Source organism: Clostridium algidicarnis DSM 15099 (genome assembly GCF_002934235.1).
Classification (GTDB): Bacteria; Bacillota; Clostridia; order Clostridiales; family Clostridiaceae; genus Clostridium_L; species Clostridium_L algidicarnis.
Genome location: NZ_PTIS01000016.1, coordinates 32,503 through 53,364, shown reverse-complemented (window position 1 = coordinate 53,364; position 20,862 = coordinate 32,503). Strand labels below are relative to the sequence as shown.

Here is a 20,862-nt window from a genome sequence, read left to right as displayed (position 1 = left end):
TTATGTAGGCATCTTAAAGTTTATTTAAATAGAAGGTGAGGGTGCTATGGAAAAGTTAAAAGTCATGCATGTAGTTACTACAGATAAATTAAGTGGTGCTGAAAAGGTAGTTTTAGATATTGAAAGTAATTTAGATAAAGAAAGATTTTTGCCCTTTGCTCTTTGCAAAGGCGGAGACCTTAAAGATTTATACGAAAATGCAGGAATTAAAACTTACGTGGCAGATCTTAGTTCGTTAAATCCTAGAGAAATAAAAAAACTTAAAGCTTATTTAAAAGAAAGTTCAATAGATATCTTGCATGCTCATGACGTTAAAGCATCAATAGCAGCTAGGATAGCATCTAAAGGCCTTAATATACCAGTTATATCACATATGCATAGTTCTTATCCTTGGCTTGAAGGCATGTCCCCATTAAAGTATATAGACGCATTTTATAGGGGTAGCTACAAATTGTCCATTGCCTGTTCGGATATGGTAAAAGAACACTACCTAAAATATAATAAAAAGATTTCAAAAGATAAGATTAAGGTATTAAATAATTCTTTTAATTTTAATGAACTTAAGGGCAAATCCATAATTCCAAAGGAAGAAATGAGGCATAAGCTTAATATTAAAAATGATACCTATGTATTTGGTTTTCTTGGAAGACTTTTAGATATAAAAGGGGTAGACCTTTTGATAAATAGTTTTAATGAGATATCTAAAAAGATACCAGAAAGTATGCTTGTAATAGTAGGAGATGGGTCTGAGAGAGAAAGATTAGAGGCAATGGTCAAAGATTATGGACTAGAGAAAAAGGTATTATTTGAAGGATACCAAAAGGATGTATACAGCTATCTTAATATGTTTGATACATTTATATTACCCTCAAAGCTAGAGGGACTACCTATGGCTGTATTAGAAGCTATGGCAATGAAAATACCAGTGATTTCAACCCCGGTTGCAGGTGTGAAAAATCTTATTAAGGATAATTATAATGGCATAATACTAAAAACAAGAGATGAAAAAAGTCTTTATGAAGCAATGACGAAAATGTATTACTTAAAAGATGAAAGAAATATAATGGTGGAAAATGCATATAAATATTTGTTTGAAAACTATAATATAGATATATATATGAACAATCTTCAAAATATTTATAAAAATATAGTATAATAGAATTTAGAGAATATAGTATAATAGAGTTTATAAAAAACAATGTTCAAGAAAAAATAATATTTAAATAATCTAGATTTATATAATATAAATGTTAAACCTAGATTAATTATAATTGTAATGGAGAGAAGATAAATAATGTCGATAAAAGATGAATTAAGTGCCCTAGATGATGTAGATGATCATTTATGCAGTAGAGTTAAAGAAAATAATATTAACACTATAGCTACAGCTTGCTCCTTAAAGGAAGCTCAAGGTATAATGCTAAATATACTAAAAGAAGTACACAAACTATCTGAAAAGTATGGTCTAACATATTTTATTACAGATGGAACACTTTTAGGTGCAGTAAGGCATAAGGGATTCATACCTTGGGATGACGATTTGGATATAGCAATGCCTAGAAATGATTATGAAATATTTAAAGAAGTAGCAAAAGATGAGCTACCAAAGGAGCTTTTTTTACAGACAGTAGATACAGATCCAAATTATGATTTGTACAATATACCTATGAAGATAAGACATAACAGTAGTGTGCTTATCGAAAAAGGTGAGGAAGAAAAAACCTACCATAATGGTATATATATTGACATATTTCCTCTAGATAGGGTTCCAGATACAAGATTAAAGCATGGAATCCAAAAAGGTTTATCCAAGCTTTTAATTAATATGAAAATGGATATTAGCTTTGAAGATGGTATAAATATAAAGTCTATAACAAGGTCCTTTCTTCAACTTATAGGTAAACTTATACCTTATAGGACAGTTAGAAAAATATTGTATTCTACACTAAAGTGGAGCAAGAGATCAAAATCACCTAATTTTTATTATGGAGTAGATCTTACATGGCCAAATGAGTTTAGTGAAGAGGAAATTTTCCCACTAACACTTATGGAATTTGAAGGTGAAAAGTTTTGGGGACCAAAGGATTTCAATTCTTTGCTTACGAGAACTTATGGAGATTACATGAGCCTTCCAAAAGAAGAGGAACGAGAAATGCATTCAACCTTTATAGGATTAAAATAAGAAATTAAAGATGAAACAAAAACAGATATATTTCAGCAAAACAATAAAAAGAGATAATAAAAAGCTTACAGTTTAATTTATAACTGTAAGCCTTTTATATTACTAGATTAAAGGTTAAAAATGTCTTTCAAAGATTTCTATTTTCTTTTCATCTGTGAAGTCTTTTCTAGAGGTTATATTTATTCTACCAAGGATATCATCCATTATTTCGCTATGAGTGGCTACCTTTATGGTGGAAGCTATAGCAAAGTCATCTACAAACCTTTTACCATCTTCCTTAGGTATTAGTGCTTTAGGACCACCAACACAACCTCCAACGCAGCCCATGCCTTCTATAAAGTTAGCTTTAAGAGTTCCGTTTTTAACTTGTTCTAGCACAACCTTACATTCCTTAACACCATTTGCTTGAATTGGGTTTAATAACTTATGTTTTTCAGGATACATATCTTCAAGTGCATCGGATACTGCCTTTGATACCCCACCAGTTCTTGCATATAATCTTCCTCCCTTAGATGCATATTCCATAGAAGGAACACCAGTAAGAGTTGAAGGATTTATATCTAATGCTTCAAATATATCACGAAGCTCATGGAAGGTTAAAACATAATCGATGTCTCCCGCAAGATCCTTTTCTTTAGCCTCAGCTTTTTTAGCTATACAAGGTCCTACAAATACAACCTTGCAATCTTTGTTTAAAGCTTTTAAAACCCTGCCAGAAGCTATCATAGGTGACACAGAAGGGGACACATATTTAACAAGGTCCGAATAAACCCTTTTTAGCATGCCTACCCACATAGGACAACAACAAGAAGTAATCATAAGGTCTTCCTTAGTTTTTACAAGGTGATCAAATTCTACGGCTTCTTTTAAGGTTAGCATATCAGCAAAGAATGCTACCTCTACCATATCTTTAAATCCTAATTTTATAAAGGCAGCTCTTAACTGATCCATGGTAACATCTGCACCAAATTGACCAGAAATTGCAGGAGCTACAGCTGCGATTACAGGTTTATCAGATTTAAGTAAGTCTAGTACAGGTAAAAATTCCACCCTATCTACAAGGTTACCACTATCACAGGCCTCAACACAAAGCCCACAATCAGCGCAAGCTTCCATATCTATGTAAGTTGTTTTTTTAATTGGGTCCACCAATATAGCATTAAAAGGACAGACACTTTGACAGACAGTAGTTTTACCATCTTTAGAACAACTCATATCACAATCCTTTAATTTTTCTACTACTCTATTTTTTGATTGATAAGCAGTAATTGCTTTTCTTAAACTAATTATAAAGTCATCACCATAATCAATGTCCACGCCACATAAGGTGGAAATTACTTTACCCAAGGTTTCTTTATTAGTTGCCTCATCTTTAAGTAGGCTTTCTACCTGCGTATCAAAGGTGTCATTATAATAACTTGAAACCAAGAGCTTAAATATATCATTATACTTTTTATTCATAAAAATCCTCCTTCCATAGTAAAGGCTTACTATAGGTCCTATTATAAGAGTTTGTCATTAACATATGAATATTATACCAATACTTGCGATTATATGACATAATTTTATATGTAACATTTTCATAAATATTCACGAAGAAAAATAGGGAATTTATAATAATTACAACTTTCCATAAGATTTAAAATAAAACCTATATAAACATGGTATCATAAAAAATAACATCAAAAAAAGAGATATAGAAAACTATATCTCTTTTTTTGGTCGGGGTGACAGGGATTGAACCTGCGACCTCATGGTCCCAAACCACGCGCGCTCCCATCTGCGCTACACCCCGCTAACAAAACTTATTATAGTACAATGTCTTTTATAAGTCAATGTATATTAATAACATTGGTGTGTGATATAATTATAAAATAAGTCTTAAGTTTAAATGGAGTTTTCTTATAGAAGAATTTTGGAAATAGTATTAGTATATTATTAGAAATGAGGAATGTTTATGAAAGCCACAACAGTAGTTATGTTTGTAACCAGTATCTTCTTTATAATCTTTGGAATAATTGTTTTATCTAATAAGAAATTTCGAGAAAAGATGATAAGTTCTACAAAAAATATTAGGGATAAAGAAGGATATATAAGATTTAATGCAAAATATAATATTATTATAGGAAGTCTAGGGTTAATAGTTGCTGTAGTTGATAATTTTACATCTGAGGGTAAAATTACATTAGTAATGTTCATAGGAGTTATGCTAGGCGCTTCTTTAATGCAATCCATGAAGGTAAAAAAATATCTATAAACATAGCTTATATTAGGCTCTGTTTATAGATATTTAAGGTTATAGTCTATTTATTATTTCACGGTTACTTTTTATTTCGAAGTTTACTTCTTATTTCTTTAAATCTAGGGAATACATATTTAAAGGCATTATAAATAGGTTTTTTAATTACCAAATCAAATTCACCTATAAACTCTACAAACTTTCCATTAAAGCCTTTTTTAAATTTATATAGTCCATACAAAGGGTTTTCAGGGTTTAAATCTCCAGAAACTCCTCTAAAGTCATATAAATAGCAGCCAAGGTCTATACTGTCATTGATCATGGCGTATTGCATAAGGAAGTTTGGCATAGCATCTCTTAAAACGTCATCAGAGGCACCGTAAAGGTACCAGGCCTTGCCACCATAATATAAGTATAGAGCACCAGAGATATAGAACTCCTGGCCTTCATATGGCTTTATATCTTCCATTCTATTTTTAAAGCCTTCTATTTGTCTTTCGGACTCTTTTAGTTTATTCTCATTATCTTGAAGCTTTTTATTAAGCTTTTCTAGTTTATCTTCAGTAATATCTCCTAAGAGCTCTTTTTTAATTTCTTCAATTTTTATAACAGCTCTAGAATTTGCATCCTGCTGTTTTTTAAGCTTCTCAGTAAGCCTTTCAAGGTCTTTTGCATAACTATACTTAATCATATATAACCTAGAGAAAGGAAATAAGTCATTTATCATTTCTTTAAAATATTCCTTATTTCTAGTTATAAAGTTATCTCTTTTCCCTGTAACCACCATTATTTTATGAAATTCCTCAAGAACTTCATCTGTTATGTTAGATTTATCATAAGTTTCATAAGAGAGTCCACGCTCTTCAGCAACTCTTATATTATATCTAGTTTTACTAGAAAAGTTTTTAAACACCTTCTTTTTTGCAGCTTCCTTGTCTTCAGAAGTAGGAAGGTCTAACCTGAATACAAAGTTAGGCTGAATTCCTTCAAAGTTTACAGAGTCTTTATGATTATATCCAATGCTTTGTAAAAATCCTGAAATCTTCTCACTATTATAATTTAGTTTTTCATCCTCTTTTAAATGTATATCAGGATCTATTGTAATAAAAGCAACTTTGTTAGATTTTGAAAATTCACGAAGATATTCTGTGAATTCTATAAGTAAATCTTTATTGTTATAATCCGCAACGAAGCCCCTAGGAATATAACCTATGTAATAAGTCATTTTAGGTATTTTCCTTAAAATCATCATACAAGATAAAATCATATTATTATTAGAATCATATCCTGCTATATATTTAGGAACCCAATCTTTTTTTACATTACCCCATCCGGAAGTTTGGAATATGTGACCTTTCAAATGTTCTTTGCTAAAGTTGTCAATGTCTTTAGGTTTAACTTCTATAAAATTATACAATCTATATAATCTCCTTTTCATCTATGTTTATCCTTATTGTACTCTTAATTTATATATAACTTGTGAATTACCTTACTATATTTTATATTAAGAGAAGCCTTATTTCAAGACTAGCCAAAGTAAAAAAGACATGTTCAACATAGAGGTAACTTATGAAATTAAATATGGGTAGTGAATATAAAGAAGGAAAATGGCTAATAATTATAATAAAGCACATAAAGTGCAGTATAAAGCATAGAATAAATAAAGATCTAAATATTATAAATTATCATAATAACGAAAGATATATTGGTAAGTTTAAGAAAAATGGGTATAAAAAAGATAAAAGTTACAATGAAGTAACGATGTTCACTAAAAGTTCATAAATGCTTTATTACCGTTTATTGGTAGATGTCATCAAAAAGGGAGGAATTTTATGAAAATGAGTAAATTTTTTTATGACGAAAAGATTTGTGCGTCTTGTAAACATTTTCAAAAAAAGAGAGCTTTAAATCCTAGATATATAGAGGTTTTAAGCGATGGTGGATATTGCAACGAAAAACAGGGGTTCTATAAAATGAACACATTAAATATGTCTACTTGTGATTTATGGAAAGGGTTATAAATACTACAAAAAGAGATAGTCATATAATCATAATAGGTGCAAGACAGGAGCCTTTATGTACAGTCTGTAAAAAAGTAAGTTTGCTATTGTTTGAAGTTTTTATTTAGTATATAATAGTCACAGTGATGTGAAACACTAATGGGGGACTACCCCTGTATAAATAAAATTTTAGTGGGGTGGAATAGTGAATAAAAAATTAATAGCAGTCTTTATGACCATGGGGATTATCATGACTTCTGGTGTACAAGCGTTTGCAGCTCCGATTACGGATGCAGAAAAAGCAGAAATAAAGCAAGAACAACAAGAATTTGAGAAGGCAGAAGATAAGTTAAATGGATTAGAAGCTGAGCTTCAAGAGCTAGATTCACAAATTGGTGGGCTTCAAGACAAGCTAAATGAAAACAAAGCTACTATGAATCAAAAAGAAAAAGACATACAAACAATAAAGAAAGACATCGATAAGGCAACACAAGAGCTTAAAGAAAAGCAAGAAATCTTTGACACAAGAATGAGAGCAATTTATAAAAGTGGATCACCAGGATACCTAGAGCTTATTATTAAAGCTGAAGGTATGTCAGATCTTTTTTCAAAGGTTAAAGCAATAGGCAAATTAATGGATTTCGATAAAAAGATTATAGAAGAGCTTAATGATACAAAATTAGAACTTGATAATAAAAAACAAGCTTTAGATAATGAAGTTAAATCTTTAAATGAATTAAAGATAGAAAATGAAAAGCAATTATCAGAAGTAAATATAAAAAAACAAGACCAAAAAAAATTAGTAGACAAGGCTAAAGAAGAAAGCGACAAGATAAAAGTTAATCTTAAAGAAAAAGAAAGAAAAATTATAGCTTTTCAAAAAAATATAATTACAGATTCATCTAGTTCATCAGATGATATAAAAAGTGCCATAGCAGCACTAAGAGAAACTAGAAAAACCATCGTAGTTATTGACGAAGAAGTTGTTGATTTAATTGAAAAAGGTAAAGAAATAATTAAGAATAAAGAAGCCGCAGCTAAAACTTCAAGCATAGTTCCATCAAGAGGTGGAAGTAATGCAGCACCAGCATCAAGTAACTCCATAGTAAATTATGCTTATAACTTTATGGGAGTACCTTATGTATATGGTGGTACAAAACCATCAGGATTTGACTGCTCAGGATTTACCTCATATGTTTATAATGCTTTTGGATACGGAATAGGAAGAACTACCTATGATCAAATAGGTGGTGGAACTCCTGTATCCTATAATGACCTTCAACCTGGTGATTTAGTATTCACAAATGGTGTGGGACATGTTGGCATATACGTAGGTGGAGGACAGATGATTCATGCTCCACGTACAGGTAGAAATGTAGAAGTAGGCCGAATATACGGATTTAGCAGTGCTAGAAGAATTTTAAAATAGTATGTAGCTTATTATTAATAGATATAGAGACTTTAAAAGTATGATAGTCCAAGGGGGAAAATGGGCTATCATGCTTATTTAGGATATTTTTATAATACATTAAAAAGCTTTCGGGTTTGCCGAGAGCTTTTTTGTTAAGTTTAAAATATTAATACTATAAAATTTAATAGTGATAATAAGGGGTTGATTTAAATCATGATAGAAGATTATAAAAACTACATAAAAGAAGATGAAACTTTAGATGATCTTCAGCTTAAAGGAATACATATAATACAAAAGACAGAGGGGTTTAGATTTGGCGTAGATGCTGTACTTTTAGCAAACTTTGCAAAAACAAAAAGAAGCAGTAATATAATGGATCTTTGCACCGGTACTGGAATAGTTCCACTTTTAATAGCAGGTAAAAAAGAATTTTTCAAAATAACTGCCATGGAAATACAAAATGACATGGTAGATATGGCAAAAAGGTCTGTAATAATAAATGATCTTAAAGAAAAAGTAGATTTTAAATGTGCAGATCTAAAAGATTTAAAGTATTTAAAAACCTTAGATAAGGTAGATGTATTAACAGTAAATCCTCCCTACAAGGTTTATAAATCAGGGATTTTAAATGTAAGTGATAAGGATGCTATTGCAAGGCATGAGATAGCTTGTACATTAGAAGATGTTATAATAGCCTCTAGAATATTATTAAAGGATAATGGTCGTATGTTCATGGTACATAGACCAGAAAGGCTAGCAGACATATTATGTACCATGAGAAAGCATAAAATAGAACCTAAGACTATAAGACTTGTGCATCCTAATAGTAAAAAGGCACCTAACATAGTTTTAGTGGAAGGGCAAAGAGATGGTGGAGCCTTCCTAAAATTTGAGCCACCACTGTATATTTACGAGGAAAATGGAGAGTATAGCGAAGAAATAAAAAATATTTATAACGAAGATATAACGGTTAAAGGTGATTAAAATAATTTGAAGTTATTTAAAGTCATTAGAAGTTGTTGAAATAGGAGGAAAATATGGCAAAACTTTATATAGTACCAACACCTATAGGTAATTTAAAAGATATAACATTAAGGGCCTTAGAAGTTCTTAATATGGTGGATATAATAGCAGCAGAAGATACAAGACAAACCTTAAAGTTACTTAATCATTTTAATATTAAAAAGCCACTTATAAGTTATCATATGCATAATGAGCAATTTAAAAGTGAAGAATTATTAAATAAGATAGTACAAGGTGAAAATATAGCAATCGTAAGTGATGCTGGAACCCCTGGCATCTCTGACCCAGGAAGTATTATAATCAAAAAGTGTATAGAAAGGTCTATAGAAATAGAAGTTCTTCCAGGAGCAACAGCTCTTATTACAGCTATGGTTTATTCTGGACTTGACTCAACTAAGTTTTTATTTAGAGGGTTTTTGCCAAGAGAAAACAAGGATAGGAAAGCCATAATAGAAGACTTAAAAGATAGGACAGAAACTCTTATATTATATGAGGCACCACATAGATTAAAGGATACACTTGGATTTTTAAGAGAAAATTTAGGAAATAGAAATATTGGAATCTGCAGGGAACTTACTAAATTATATGAAGAAATTTTAAGAGGAAGCATTGATGATATAATTTCTCACTATGATACAGTTCAGCCCAGGGGAGAATATGTAATTGTAATCTCAGGTAAAAGTGAGGAAGAGATATCAGAGGAAAAAGAAAGTCTTTGGATAGATATGACTATTGAAGAGCATATAAAAAAATATATAGCTGGTGGTATATCAAAAAAGGAAGCAATTAAAATGGTAGCAAAAGATAGAAAGATGCCAAAGTCAGAGGTTTATAAGCACAGCATTGAGTAAATAGTATTAAGTGAGTGATACTATTATCTATTTTAAGGAAAAGATTAGGATGTAAGCCAAAAGCTATATTTATCATAAGTTTATGTTAGATAAAAAAACCAATAAGTCATGTAGCGGTGAAGTTAGTTTTAGTAAAATTAACTTCACCACTACAATATCTTATTGGTTTTATTAATAACTGTATCCTAAAGATAACAGTTTAATTTTTGTAAGTACCTTAAATTACATTCGCATGTAATTTAAGGTTAGAATAACTCTAAAGTTAAAATATTAAATAAACTTATTTAAAAGTATTTTGAAAGTATTTATCTAAAAGATACTACTTCTTAAATTCTTCCATGCAGCTTTTACAAATATTTTTTCCTTTATAGTTTGTTACATCTCTAGCGTCTCCGCAGAAAATACAAGCTGGCTCATATTTCTTTAATATGATTTGTTCGCCATCTACATATATTTCTAAAGCATCCTTTTCAGCAATATCCAAAGTTCTTCTTAGTTCTATTGGAATTACTATTCTACCAAGTTCATCTACTCTTCTAACAACACCTGTTGATTTCATCATGTTTCCTCCTTCTACATCTTTCGACATTTACATTTAAATAATAACAAAAATCCCACTTAAAGTCAACCTTTTAAGATACTGTTTTTCTAATTGAAATATTAACTAGAAGATTTGTTTCAAATGTTAATATACTACCATATTATTGAAATGTCAAGTATGTTAATAAAAGTATAATAAATATTTTCAATAAGTTTAAGGCCTGGTATACAAGGATGTAATAAGAATACAATGAAAAGGATGAGAATAAAGTTCACAAAAATATTTCAAAAAATTATAATAAAGTTCTTTTTTGCACTGGATATTTTGTCAAATTATTTATTAGAGTACCAGGAGTAGGGAGAAAGTGGTAAAGAAAAATGTTGATAAAATTCCCATTAAAGATTTATTTATGAATAACATATAAAAAACATATTAATTAATTAAATAATATTTAGAAAAAATTTAAATGAGTATTAATTAATAAAGTTTTAAAATTGTAAAGTTATGATGCTATATGATATAATTATATACATTATAGGTAAAGCTTTGCAAGTATATAAAACAAGTAAAACCATTTTAAATTATGAAGGGTAACTTTATAAATATTCAGATGTAAACTATTGCAAAGCAAGTGCAAAATAAAAGGAGGAATTATTATGAAAATATTTATTGATACTGCTAATATAGAAGAGATAAAAAAGGCAGCAGAACTTGGAGTTATAGATGGTGTTACCACTAATCCTAGTTTAATTGCAAAAGAGGGAAGAAATATTAAAGAAGTTATAGAGGAAATTTGCTCTATAGTAGATGGACCTATAAGTGCAGAAGTTATGAGTTTAGAACATACTAAGATGATAGAAGAAGCTGAAGAACTAATAAAACTTCATAAAAACATAGTGATTAAGATCCCAATGTGTGCTGAAGGGCTAAAAGCTGTAAGCGCTTTATCAAAAAAAGGAATCAAGACTAATGTAACTTTAATATTTTCAGCGCAACAAGCACTTTTGGCTGCAAAGGCAGGAGCAAGCTACGTTAGCCCATTCGTTGGAAGACTTGATGATATAGGAAACGGTGGTATTCCAGTGGTGCAAGACATTGCAGAAGTATTTAGTATTTATGGAATAGAAACAGAAATTATAGCAGCTAGTGTAAGAACACCAATGCATGTTTTAGAATGTGCAAAGGCAGGTGCAGATATTGCAACTATACCATATAAAGTGATAGTTCAAATGATAAGTCACCCATTAACAGATGCAGGAATTAAAAAATTCATAGAAGACTATGAATCATCAAAATAAGCTAATATAAATATAGAAATATAGAAATATAAAGATGTATAATAGAATATAGAAATATGCAAATATAGCAGTATAAAAGGATCAGAATTCTAATTAATTAAGCTTTCTGATCCTTTTATTTGTTTTAAATAATCAATTATATTAATACACAATAATACAGATTATTTCAATATAACCAATAATGAAACCTTGTAAAGGGTTTATGAATACCGTATAATGTTATTATACTTTAAAAATACTTATAAAGTTTGGATTATAAAATGTAACTTATATTTTATAATTTCAATTTATTAATTAAAAGGAGGTTTTATTATTGAGTGATGAGAAATTTGATGTAAATTACATATTAGAATTAGCAGAAGAAATGTCCAATAGTAATTTAGTACCCTATGAAGATTTACCTCAATATGATTTGTTTTTATCACAGGTTATTGATTATTTAAATGATAAATTTGTAGAAGAAAAATATACAAATAATATAGTTCAAAACTACATTAAAAGCGAGGCTATATCAAAGCCAGAAGATAGCAAAAAAAGAGGATATACAAAGCTTCATCTAGCACAACTTTTATTACTAAGTTATATGAGACCAGTGCTTACTACAGAAGAAATAAGAAAGGTTTTCAGATTAGCATTTAACGACATAAATGATAGATCAGATGATATAATATCCTTTGAAAAAGCATACAAGATTTTTTCAGATATACAAAAAGAAAGCGTAAATGAATTTTTAACAGAACATAAATTTTTTAATGAAGAAAAACTAAACAGTATAGTAGCTGAACTTAATTTAAAAGACAGTGATGAAGGCAGGATAAAGATCTTCATAATGGTTATGAATCTAGTAGCACAAGCTAGTGTAATAAAAAAAATAGTACAAAGAATAATAGAAGATTACCACGAGTAATTGGAAACTTGTTTTACTGGCATATTATATAATGTAGAACTTCATAAAGAATTGCATATTTAGTCATTGAGGGGAGATGATAAATATGGAAGGCTTTATTTCACTTATAGGCAATGTAGGATTTCCTATAGCGGTATCTTTATACTTACTCATAAGGATCGAAGGAAAGCTAGAAAGCTTAACTACAAGCATAAATGCCTTATCCACAGCTTTAAATACCTTTTTTAAGAGTTCTTGAATGGTAGAATGCTAGTATGTAGGTAGGTAGGTAGTCAGATATGGAGAGATAGTCCCATAGGTAAGTAGCCAGATATATAGAAAGATAGTCAGGTAGGTAAGTAGTTATATAGGTATAGTCAGATAGATAAATAAATAGATAAATATATAAATAGATAGTCAGATAAATAGATAGATAAATAGATAAATAATTAATTAATTAATAAAAAAGTCATGAGATAAATGATCTCATGACTTTTTGTATATTATTATATATTTATGCTTAGTTGCAAGAAGAGCTTCCAGCATCATCAGATGATTTTGTTACTATATTAAAGTTATCTCCAAAGATTCCTTTAGTGTGAACTATTTTAGCATCATCAAATAGGAAGGAAAATTCCTTATCTGCTACAACCTTTATTCCGTTTTCAACATAGATATCATCCTCTGATTGTTGTTCATCCAGAACAACTCCAAAACTAGGGCCACCTCAGCCAAAACCTTTTATAACTACCCTTACTGCATCTTTATTTTTAGTCTCTAAAGATTTTTTTAGAGCAATAGATGTGTTTTCATCAATATTAAATTTCATTATATTGCCTCCTTATAAAATATATATTATTAGTTTCCCTTATATTTATGAATTTATAGTGTATTAATAAATGAAGGTTATCCAAAATATATAAGAATTATTAAATTTGTTTCGCTACCCCTAGGGGGTATAATAAGATTATATATTAATTAATCTTTAATGTCAAATTAATTAATATATAAGTAAAATTATTTAATCATTAATTCACATTTACTAAAAATTTAGAAAGAGGATAGTTTTGTATAGGATAATTATCTGCATTGATATCATCAAAATGCCACCACTCAGTTTCTATAGGAGAGAATCCATTTTTGACCATTACCTCTGTCAACAAATCTACATTTTTTTTAGCGCTATTTGTCATAACGGCGTTTCTGTAGGCTGTTGTATTAAACTCATCAAAACCCGTAGGCATTTCAAGCTCTTTACCTTTGCTATCCACTAAGGTTAAATCCACAGCAGTACCCCTATTATGTCGAGAACCATTATAGTAAGGACTTGCAATATATCTTCTATCTTGAACTATACTCCAAAAGTATTCTTGGACCTGCCCTGGTCTATAAGCATCCCAAATCTTTATTCTATAACCTAAAGCCTTAAAGTCCTCATTAGCACTTATAAGTTTATTTAAAGTATCCTTTTGGAGTACGGCAACGTAAGCATCATATACCTTTTTACCAGTGAAATTATTGTCTGTAGCATATCTAAGATCTAAAACAAAATCATATTCACTTATATTTATAGGAACTAGTCCACTAAGATCTTTTGTGTAATCAATGTCCCCAGTAACAATTTTAATTTCAGGTTCCTTTAAAGTTCTATCTATTTTATTTGTGCTTACTTCACTTTTAATAGGGATAGAATCTATATTTTTATAAGAATATCCTATGGCATAGCCTAAAAAGATTAATATTAAGTACAAAATAATTATAATAAAAGTATTTTTAAGTTTCATTTTAATTTTATAACCTCACATTTATAATATAGTATTAGTATAAGACAATATGCTGCACGAAATTCACAATAAATCCATTATACTATCATATATCATTACTAACAATTTTAATTTTGAATTAGTCATTAAAAGAGATGTAAGATATAATTATAAATAACATTAGAGTTCTGAAGTTAGGTAAGCTTCTAAATTAAAGTTAGAAAGGCGTTGTATAAGGTAGAAATATGATAAAAGAAGAAGAAAAGACCTATTTCCCGGAAAATAATATGTCAAAAATAAGTGTAAGAGAACTAGTTGAGTTTGTATTAAGAAGGGGAAGCATAGATAGCGGCTTTATTAGTAGCAAAAGAGCTCAACAAGGGACAATGATTCATAAAAAACTACAAAAGATAAAAGAAGAAGCTTATAGTAAAAGAGAAGGCTTTGAATATAAAAAAGAAGCCTTTTTAAGTCATAAAACATTTTATAAAGATTTAACCATCCTTGTAGAAGGAAGAGCAGATGGACTTTTAATAAAGGAAAATAAATCTGAAATATGTAGTGAGCAGGAACAAGAACAAGAACAGATAGACATAGATCAGATAGACATAGAACAGAAAGAAATAGATAAGAAAGACATAGAAGAAATAAGTATAACCATTGAAGAAATAAAGAGCACTACCAGGGATTTATCCTTAATTGATATTGATTATAATGAGCTACACTGGGCTCAAGCTAAATGTTATGCCTATATGTTCTTGATGGAAAATGAAAAAGAAAGAGAACTTTCGGGAAAAAAGGCTAGTGTGGAGCTAATATATTACAATGTGGACACTGATGATACTAAGACCTTTTTAAAAAGGTTTAACATAAAAGAACTAGAAGACTTTTTTTTAGAACTTATTAAAGGCTATCATAAGTTCGCCATGTTTACTTTAGAGTGGAAAAGTTTAAGGGACAGTTCAATAGAACTTATAAGTTTTCCATTTAAAGGCTATAGAAAAGGTCAAAGGGAACTTGCTGTAGCAGTTTACGGAACAATAAGAGATGGCAAAAAGATATTTGCAAAGGCTCCAACGGGTATAGGTAAAACTATTTCAACTATTTTTCCAGCGGTTAAAGCTTTAGGAAAGGGGTATTTATCTAAAATATTTTATCTAACAGCTAAAACCCCAACAAGAATTGTAGCAGAGGATACCTTTGGTAAATTAAGAAAAAATGGATTGAAATTAAAAAACATAACAATTACAGCAAAAGATAAGATTTGCTTCACCGAAGAAAAGATCTGCACAAAGTCAGAATGTATTTATGCAGATGGTCATTTTGATAGGGTTAACGAAGCTTTATTTGATATGCTAGAAAATGAAGATAATTTAAATAGAGAAAATATAGAAGGTTATGCTAAAAAACACAGGGTGTGTCCCTTTGAATTTTCATTAGACCTATCCTTGTTTTGTGATGCCATAATATGCGATTATAATTATGTTTTCGATCCAAGTGCCTCTTTAAAACGGTTTTTCGACAAAGACCAAAAGAAAGGTAAAGAGGGTTATCTGTTACTTATAGATGAAGCGCATAATATGGTAGAAAGATCTAGAGAAATGTTTTCGTCAGAAATTATAAAAAGCAAGGTTTTGATTGGAAAGAAGATAATTAAGGGGAAATCTAACGGGATTTACAAAGCCTTAAATAGTATAAATTCCTACTTAATTAATTTAAGGCATGAGCTAGAAGATAAAAAAGGAAGGTTTATAGTAGAAAAGACTCCACCAGAGGAGCTATACCCCCTTCTTAAAAATTTTATGAAAGAATCAGAAGAATACCTAATTAAAAATAAGAATACAGAAGGATTTGCTGAAATATTAGAATTATATTTTAACTTTAATTCCTTTTTAAATATAGGAGAAAATTATAATAAAGATTACGTAACTTATTGGGGTCTTGAAAATGGAGATTTTAAGTTAAAGATATTTTGTGTAGACCCTTCTCGAAGTATAAATAATGTAATGGAAATTATAACTTCCACAGTATTTTTTTCAGCCACATTAGATCCTATGGATTATTTTAAAGACCTTTTAGGAGGAGATCCCAAGGACTATGTTATAAGACTGGACTCACCATTTCCAAAGGAAAATTTAGAAGTTTTGTTAGTGAATAATGTGTCTACTAAATACACCAAAAGAGAAGATAGCTATGAAGTCATTGCAAATTATATTTATACTCTAGGTAATAGTAAAAAGGGAAATTATATGATCTTTTTCCCTTCTTATAAATATATGAATTCAATTTTGGAATGTTATAAAGAATTACATGGGGATAATATAAAGGAAACTGTGGATGAAGATAATGCAACTGTGCATGAAAATAACGAAACCATGGATAAAAACAATAAAATCATTAATATAATAGTTCAGGAAACATCCATGACAGAAGAAAGGCGGGAAGAATTTTTAAATGAGTTCAAAGAAGAAAGGGAGAATACCCTTCTAGCATTTACTGTGCTTGGAGGAGTATTTGGAGAAAGCATAGACCTTGTAGGGAATAAGCTTACAGGGGCCCTTATAGTGGGGGTTGGACTTCCTATGGTTGGCATTGAAAGAGATATAATAAAGGATTATTATGATGCAAATAATAATAAAGGTTTTGAATATGCATATATATATCCTGGCATGAATAAGGTTAAGCAGGCAGCAGGAAGAGTTATAAGAACAGAAAAAGACAAGGGCATATTGATTTTAATAGACGAAAGGTACAACTATAAAAGTTACCAAAGCTTACTACCAAAAGAGTGGCTACCCTACAATAAAATAATGAACCCAAAGGAATTAGAAAATACAATAAAATAATCCTATAAAATTAAAAATAAAACAGGTTAAAAAAGAGGTACCTTTTAGGATACCTCTATAGACATCTTTGCATTAAATTCTTCATTTATATTTAACTTTAAAATTCCTTCTTTATTTTTGAATTCACCAGTGAAATCTTCGAAATCAGCATGTCCATACCAGGGTTCTATGCAAACAAAAGGAGCATCTTCACCTTTTGTCCATATGCCAAGGTAAGGAAAGTCTTTAAAGCTTACTTTAACCTGTCTTTGGTTTTTAGTGCTTTTTAGGGTTACACTTTCAGATTTAAGATTTTTAAATACCAAGGCATCTTCTTTAAAAATATCGTAATTTAAAGAAATCTTGTTTTCATTCATTAAAAAAGGTTTTGACTTATTATTAAAATAGCCATCTGAATTTAGGCACAGCGTATTTAAAGTTTCATTTTTTTCAAGCTCTAAATAATAATCCTCAAAGTTTTCATTAGGATATAAAGGACAATTAAAACCTGGATGAGCTCCAAGAGAAAAATAAATTTCATCATTATCTAAATTTACAACCTTATAATTTATTTCAAGGATATTTTTTATTAATTTATATTCTATTTGAAGCTTAAATTTAAAGGGATATATCTTAAGGGTTTCCTTTGAATATAAAAGCTCAAAACATAAGCTAGTATCTGTTTTTTCTATTAGATCAAAATTGCAATCTCTAGCAAAACCATGTTGAGATAAGGCATAGCTTTTTTTATTTACCTTATAGGTATTGTCTTTTACCTTGCCTACAATAGGAAATAATACAGGAGCATTACGTCCCCAAATAGATTTATCTCCATACCATATATATTCTATGTCATGATGTTTTTCATAAAGACTACAAAGTTCTGCACCTATATCTTTAATTTTTATAGAAACTAAATCATTTTCCAAATTATGCATAAAAAAACCCCTCTTTTTCATCTTATTTCTCAAAATACTAGTATAAATATATTAATACAGTAAATTTAACCATTTTGTAATCAATTTGTAACGGTAATGAAAGGACTTTAAGTAATTTATATTATATAATGATAGCATAAACAACAAAACAATAAAAATAGTAAAAAATAAATTAATTACATTAAACTCACATCACTTGTAGGCAACCGCCCCCACGGTTGTCTATTTTCATTTATAAAAATAAATTATCCTTAATAACTTAATTAGCTATAAAAGTTTGGTGAATTTATACGATATATAATAGATAGATTAAAAAATAACAAAAATCCTTAAAAGGATGATTAGTTTATATAATAGGAATAACATATAAGGCTATTAACAGGTAATAGTTAATTTAGGTAATAGTTAATTTATATAATAGGTAAGCTATTGATAATAAAGGGGAAAAAATATTATGAACATCAATTTAAAAGACATAAGCATTCTTGCTATAACTGGATATATTGTTTTAATTATAATTTTAGTAGGTTTAGTATACTACAATGTAAAATTAAGAAAATATAAAAGATCGGTTAATAAAGAGTTATTAAATTTAAATAAAGAAAATGATGCATTAAAAGAAGCGTTATACGAGGTAGAGACTATAATAACTACATTGGATGATGCTATAATATGTAGCAATTTAGATGGAACCATAACTAGATGGAATGAAGGAGCTAAGGCCATATATGGGTATACAAAAGAAGAAGCAATAGGTAAAGATATATCCATTATAAGTAAAGATGAAAATCATGAAGAAGTAGAATGGCTAGCTCATAATATAAAAAAAGGTGAAGTTATTAAGAGCTATGAAACTGAAAGATATAGGAAGGATGAACAAAAGATTAATGTATCATTAACATTATCACCTATAAAAGACAGTGAAGGGAATATACTTTATATAGCTGGCGTTGATAGAGACATAACTGAAGTAGTAAATCAAAGATTGACACTTAAAAGAAGCTACGATGAGTTATCAGCAGTTTATAATCAATTAGCGGCAACAGAAGAGGAACTAAGGTATCAGATACAAGGGCTAAAAGCCAGCGAAATGGCATTAAAGGTTAGTGAGGAAAGGTATAAGCTAGCATTAGATGGTGTAAATGACGCTATATGGGAGCTAGATTTAATAGAAAATTCACTTTTTATATCTGATAAGTGGGAAAGTATATCAGGGAATAAACTTGAAAATCAAACTAATAATATTAGAAATATGCATAAATACGTGCATCCTGATGATGTGAAAGGTGTTATAAGAGCTTTAAATGATCATATTCTAGGTAAAAAGGATACTTATGAAGGTGAGTTTAGGATAAAGACTGGTGATGGAAGTTATAAATGGGTAAATAATAGAGGAAAAGTATTAAAAGATTCTTTGGGCATACCTTTAAAGGTAGCAGGATCTATTACAGATATAGATGAAAGAAAGAGATACCAAGAAAAAATAAAATTTCTGGCATATTATGATACACTAACGGGATTACCAAATAGAACCTTAATTAAAGAAAAATTAGATAAGATTATAAAAGAGAGCAATGGAGAAAAGAAAAAGTTTGCTCTTGTATCTATAGATATAGATAATTTTAAGATTATAAATGATATATTAAGTCATGATTTTGGGGATGAGGTAATAAAAAATGTAGCCCACACAATAAGAGAAATGGTACCTAAAGATGCTATTGTAGGGAGAATTGGTGGAGACGAATTTATGGTAATCATAAAGGATGTTAGGAGTATAAAGTCAACTATTGATATTTGTGAGGGAATTTTAAAATCTTTTAAAAAGGTAATAAAAATAAATGATACTAATATTTATACAGGAATAAGTATTGGCATATGTATGTATCCATATCATGCATCTACATCTAAAGGATTATTTACAAACGCTGATGCGGCACTTTATGAATCAAAGAGAAATGGTAGAAATCAAATCACTATGTTCAATAAGTTAATGTCAAAAGATACAATAAGAAAAGGAAAAATAGAAAAGGCATTAAGAGGAGCCCTTGATAAAGAGGAGCTTGTAATGTATTATCAGCCGCAAATTAACATTAAAACTAGAAGGGTGGATGGATATGAAGCCTTGCTTAGGTGGCATAGTGAAGAGCTTGGCTTTGTATCGCCAGGGGAGTTCATTCCTATAGCTGAGGAGGCCGGACTTATATCACATATAGGTCAGTGGGTAATTAAAGATGTATGTAGGCAGATAAGATGTTGGAAGGATAAAAACCTAGAAGTTTCAACAGTTGCTGTAAATATATCAGCAATACAATTTCATGATAGCCAGTTGATAGAAGGTATATTATATATATTAGAGCAAGAAGGCTTGTCACCAAAAGATTTGGAAATAGAAATAACAGAAAGCATACTTATGAATTTTTATGAAAAAAACATGTCTTTATTAAACAGATTAAAGGACTTAGGTTTTAGCTTAGCCTTAGACGATTTTGGAACAGGATATTCTTCTTTAAATTATTTAAGCGTTATGCCTATAAATAAATTAAAAATAGATAAATCATTTATAGACTTCATAGATAAAAATAAAAAGGATAGGTCCATAGTAGAAGGTATAATAAATCTTTCTCACAATATGGGGATTAAAGTTGTAGCAGAAGGAGTAGAAGAATATAACCAATTAAAATTACTAGAAGATATGAACTGTGATAATATCCAAGGATATATATTTAGTAAACCACTACCTGCAAAAGATGTAGAAAAGTTTATGACAACATACATATAAAGTCATAGGAATTAAAAATACATAGTAATCAGAAAATTAGGTAGTTAAAAGATATAAATAATTTCAAAACATATATCAGTAAAAAAAGGTCAAAAGTATTTCGAAAAATACTTTTAACCTTTTTTT

The 20,862-nt window shown here is 29.4% G+C and carries 18 protein-coding genes and 1 tRNA gene; 13 read left to right on the top strand and 6 right to left on the bottom strand.

Translation table 11 applies throughout. The annotated features are described in order from the left end of the window. Window positions 1-46 precede the first annotated feature (46 nt). Both BD821_RS10665 and BD821_RS10660 read left to right on the top strand, forming a co-directional pair. Entirely contained in the window at window positions 47-1,156 is a 1,110-nt protein-coding gene (locus BD821_RS10665; protein ID WP_104410459.1) for a glycosyltransferase, read from the top strand. A 138-nt stretch (window positions 1,157-1,294) separates the two neighbouring features. Beyond that, on the top strand, window positions 1,295-2,182 hold the full coding sequence (locus BD821_RS10660) for a LicD family protein (RefSeq protein WP_104410458.1): 888 nt from the start codon (window positions 1,295-1,297) through the stop codon (window positions 2,180-2,182). Between the two features lie 114 nt (window positions 2,183-2,296). On the opposite strand, the gene BD821_RS10655 is transcribed toward BD821_RS10660, so the two are convergent. Together BD821_RS10655 and BD821_RS10650 are read right to left on the bottom strand one after the other, a co-directional pair. Beyond that, the gene (locus tag BD821_RS10655; protein WP_104410457.1) at window positions 2,297-3,643 is read right to left on the bottom strand and encodes a [Fe-Fe] hydrogenase large subunit C-terminal domain-containing protein; all 1,347 of its coding nucleotides are present in this window, start codon (window positions 3,641-3,643) and stop codon (window positions 2,297-2,299) included. A gap of 258 nt (window positions 3,644-3,901) precedes the next feature. Then, a tRNA-Pro gene (locus tag BD821_RS10650) sits at window positions 3,902-3,977 on the bottom strand. Window positions 3,978-4,139: 162 nt separating this feature from the next. On the opposite strand from BD821_RS10650, the gene BD821_RS10645 reads away from it, so the two are divergent. Further along, the gene (locus tag BD821_RS10645; protein ID WP_029452115.1) at window positions 4,140-4,439 is read left to right on the top strand and encodes a hypothetical protein; all 300 of its coding nucleotides are present in this window, start codon (window positions 4,140-4,142) and stop codon (window positions 4,437-4,439) included. 64 nt (window positions 4,440-4,503) lie between these two features. Here BD821_RS10645 and BD821_RS10640 read toward each other — a convergent pair whose 3' ends face one another. Next, window positions 4,504-5,838, bottom strand: coding sequence for a peptidoglycan bridge formation glycyltransferase FemA/FemB family protein (locus tag BD821_RS10640; RefSeq protein WP_104410456.1), 1,335 nt, complete (start codon window positions 5,836-5,838; stop codon window positions 4,504-4,506). A 152-nt stretch (window positions 5,839-5,990) separates the two neighbouring features. On the opposite strand from BD821_RS10640, the gene BD821_RS10635 reads away from it, so the two are divergent. The 5 genes from BD821_RS10635 (at window position 5,991) to rsmI (ending at window position 9,706) form a co-directional block, all read left to right on the top strand. After that, window positions 5,991-6,203, top strand: a complete 213-nt coding sequence (locus BD821_RS10635) for a hypothetical protein (protein ID WP_104410455.1) — start codon at window positions 5,991-5,993, stop codon at window positions 6,201-6,203. 50 nt (window positions 6,204-6,253) lie between these two features. Beyond that, the gene (locus BD821_RS10630) at window positions 6,254-6,442 is read left to right on the top strand and encodes a hypothetical protein (protein ID WP_029452119.1); all 189 of its coding nucleotides are present in this window, start codon (window positions 6,254-6,256) and stop codon (window positions 6,440-6,442) included. A gap of 184 nt (window positions 6,443-6,626) precedes the next feature. After that, window positions 6,627-7,850, top strand: a complete 1,224-nt coding sequence (locus tag BD821_RS10625) for a C40 family peptidase (protein WP_104410454.1) — start codon at window positions 6,627-6,629, stop codon at window positions 7,848-7,850. 195 nt (window positions 7,851-8,045) lie between these two features. Further along, window positions 8,046-8,816 (top strand): tRNA1(Val) (adenine(37)-N6)-methyltransferase, encoded by a 771-nt coding sequence (locus tag BD821_RS10620; protein WP_104410453.1) that lies wholly within the window; start codon window positions 8,046-8,048, stop codon window positions 8,814-8,816. Window positions 8,817-8,869: 53 nt separating this feature from the next. Next, a complete protein-coding gene (rsmI, locus tag BD821_RS10615) occupies window positions 8,870-9,706 on the top strand; it encodes a 16S rRNA (cytidine(1402)-2'-O)-methyltransferase (RefSeq protein ID WP_104410452.1) in 837 nt (278 codons plus the stop codon). Window positions 9,707-10,025: 319 nt separating this feature from the next. On the opposite strand, the gene BD821_RS10610 is transcribed toward rsmI, so the two are convergent. Continuing rightward, on the bottom strand, window positions 10,026-10,265 hold the full coding sequence (locus BD821_RS10610; protein ID WP_029452123.1) for an AbrB/MazE/SpoVT family DNA-binding domain-containing protein: 240 nt from the start codon (window positions 10,263-10,265) through the stop codon (window positions 10,026-10,028). Between the two features lie 638 nt (window positions 10,266-10,903). Between BD821_RS10610 and fsa the strand changes: the two genes are divergently transcribed. From fsa to BD821_RS10595, 3 genes are all read left to right on the top strand, one after another. Then, window positions 10,904-11,545, top strand: coding sequence for a fructose-6-phosphate aldolase (fsa, locus tag BD821_RS10605; RefSeq protein WP_104410451.1), 642 nt, complete (start codon window positions 10,904-10,906; stop codon window positions 11,543-11,545). A gap of 364 nt (window positions 11,546-11,909) precedes the next feature. Beyond that, entirely contained in the window at window positions 11,910-12,452 is a 543-nt protein-coding gene (locus BD821_RS10600; RefSeq protein ID WP_051652540.1) for a DUF1836 domain-containing protein, read from the top strand. An 85-nt stretch (window positions 12,453-12,537) separates the two neighbouring features. Further along, window positions 12,538-12,690, top strand: a complete 153-nt coding sequence (locus tag BD821_RS10595) for a YvrJ family protein (RefSeq protein WP_084170506.1) — start codon at window positions 12,538-12,540, stop codon at window positions 12,688-12,690. Window positions 12,691-13,459: 769 nt separating this feature from the next. Here the strand turns inward: BD821_RS10595 and BD821_RS10590 are convergent. After that, window positions 13,460-14,215: a M15 family metallopeptidase gene (locus tag BD821_RS10590; protein ID WP_104410450.1), complete on the bottom strand. Its 756-nt coding sequence runs from the start codon at window positions 14,213-14,215 to the stop codon at window positions 13,460-13,462. A gap of 224 nt (window positions 14,216-14,439) precedes the next feature. Between BD821_RS10590 and BD821_RS10585 the strand changes: the two genes are divergently transcribed. Further along, complete coding sequence (locus BD821_RS10585) at window positions 14,440-17,040, top strand: ATP-dependent DNA helicase (RefSeq protein WP_242971492.1); 2,601 nt, start codon at window positions 14,440-14,442, stop codon at window positions 17,038-17,040. 44 nt (window positions 17,041-17,084) lie between these two features. On the opposite strand, the gene BD821_RS10580 is transcribed toward BD821_RS10585, so the two are convergent. Continuing rightward, the gene (locus tag BD821_RS10580) at window positions 17,085-17,957 is read right to left on the bottom strand and encodes an aldose 1-epimerase family protein (protein WP_104410449.1); all 873 of its coding nucleotides are present in this window, start codon (window positions 17,955-17,957) and stop codon (window positions 17,085-17,087) included. A 454-nt stretch (window positions 17,958-18,411) separates the two neighbouring features. Between BD821_RS10580 and BD821_RS10575 the strand changes: the two genes are divergently transcribed. Next, the gene (locus BD821_RS10575; RefSeq protein WP_104410448.1) at window positions 18,412-20,736 is read left to right on the top strand and encodes a sensor domain-containing protein; all 2,325 of its coding nucleotides are present in this window, start codon (window positions 18,412-18,414) and stop codon (window positions 20,734-20,736) included. The last annotated feature ends 126 nt before the right edge of the window (window positions 20,737-20,862 follow it).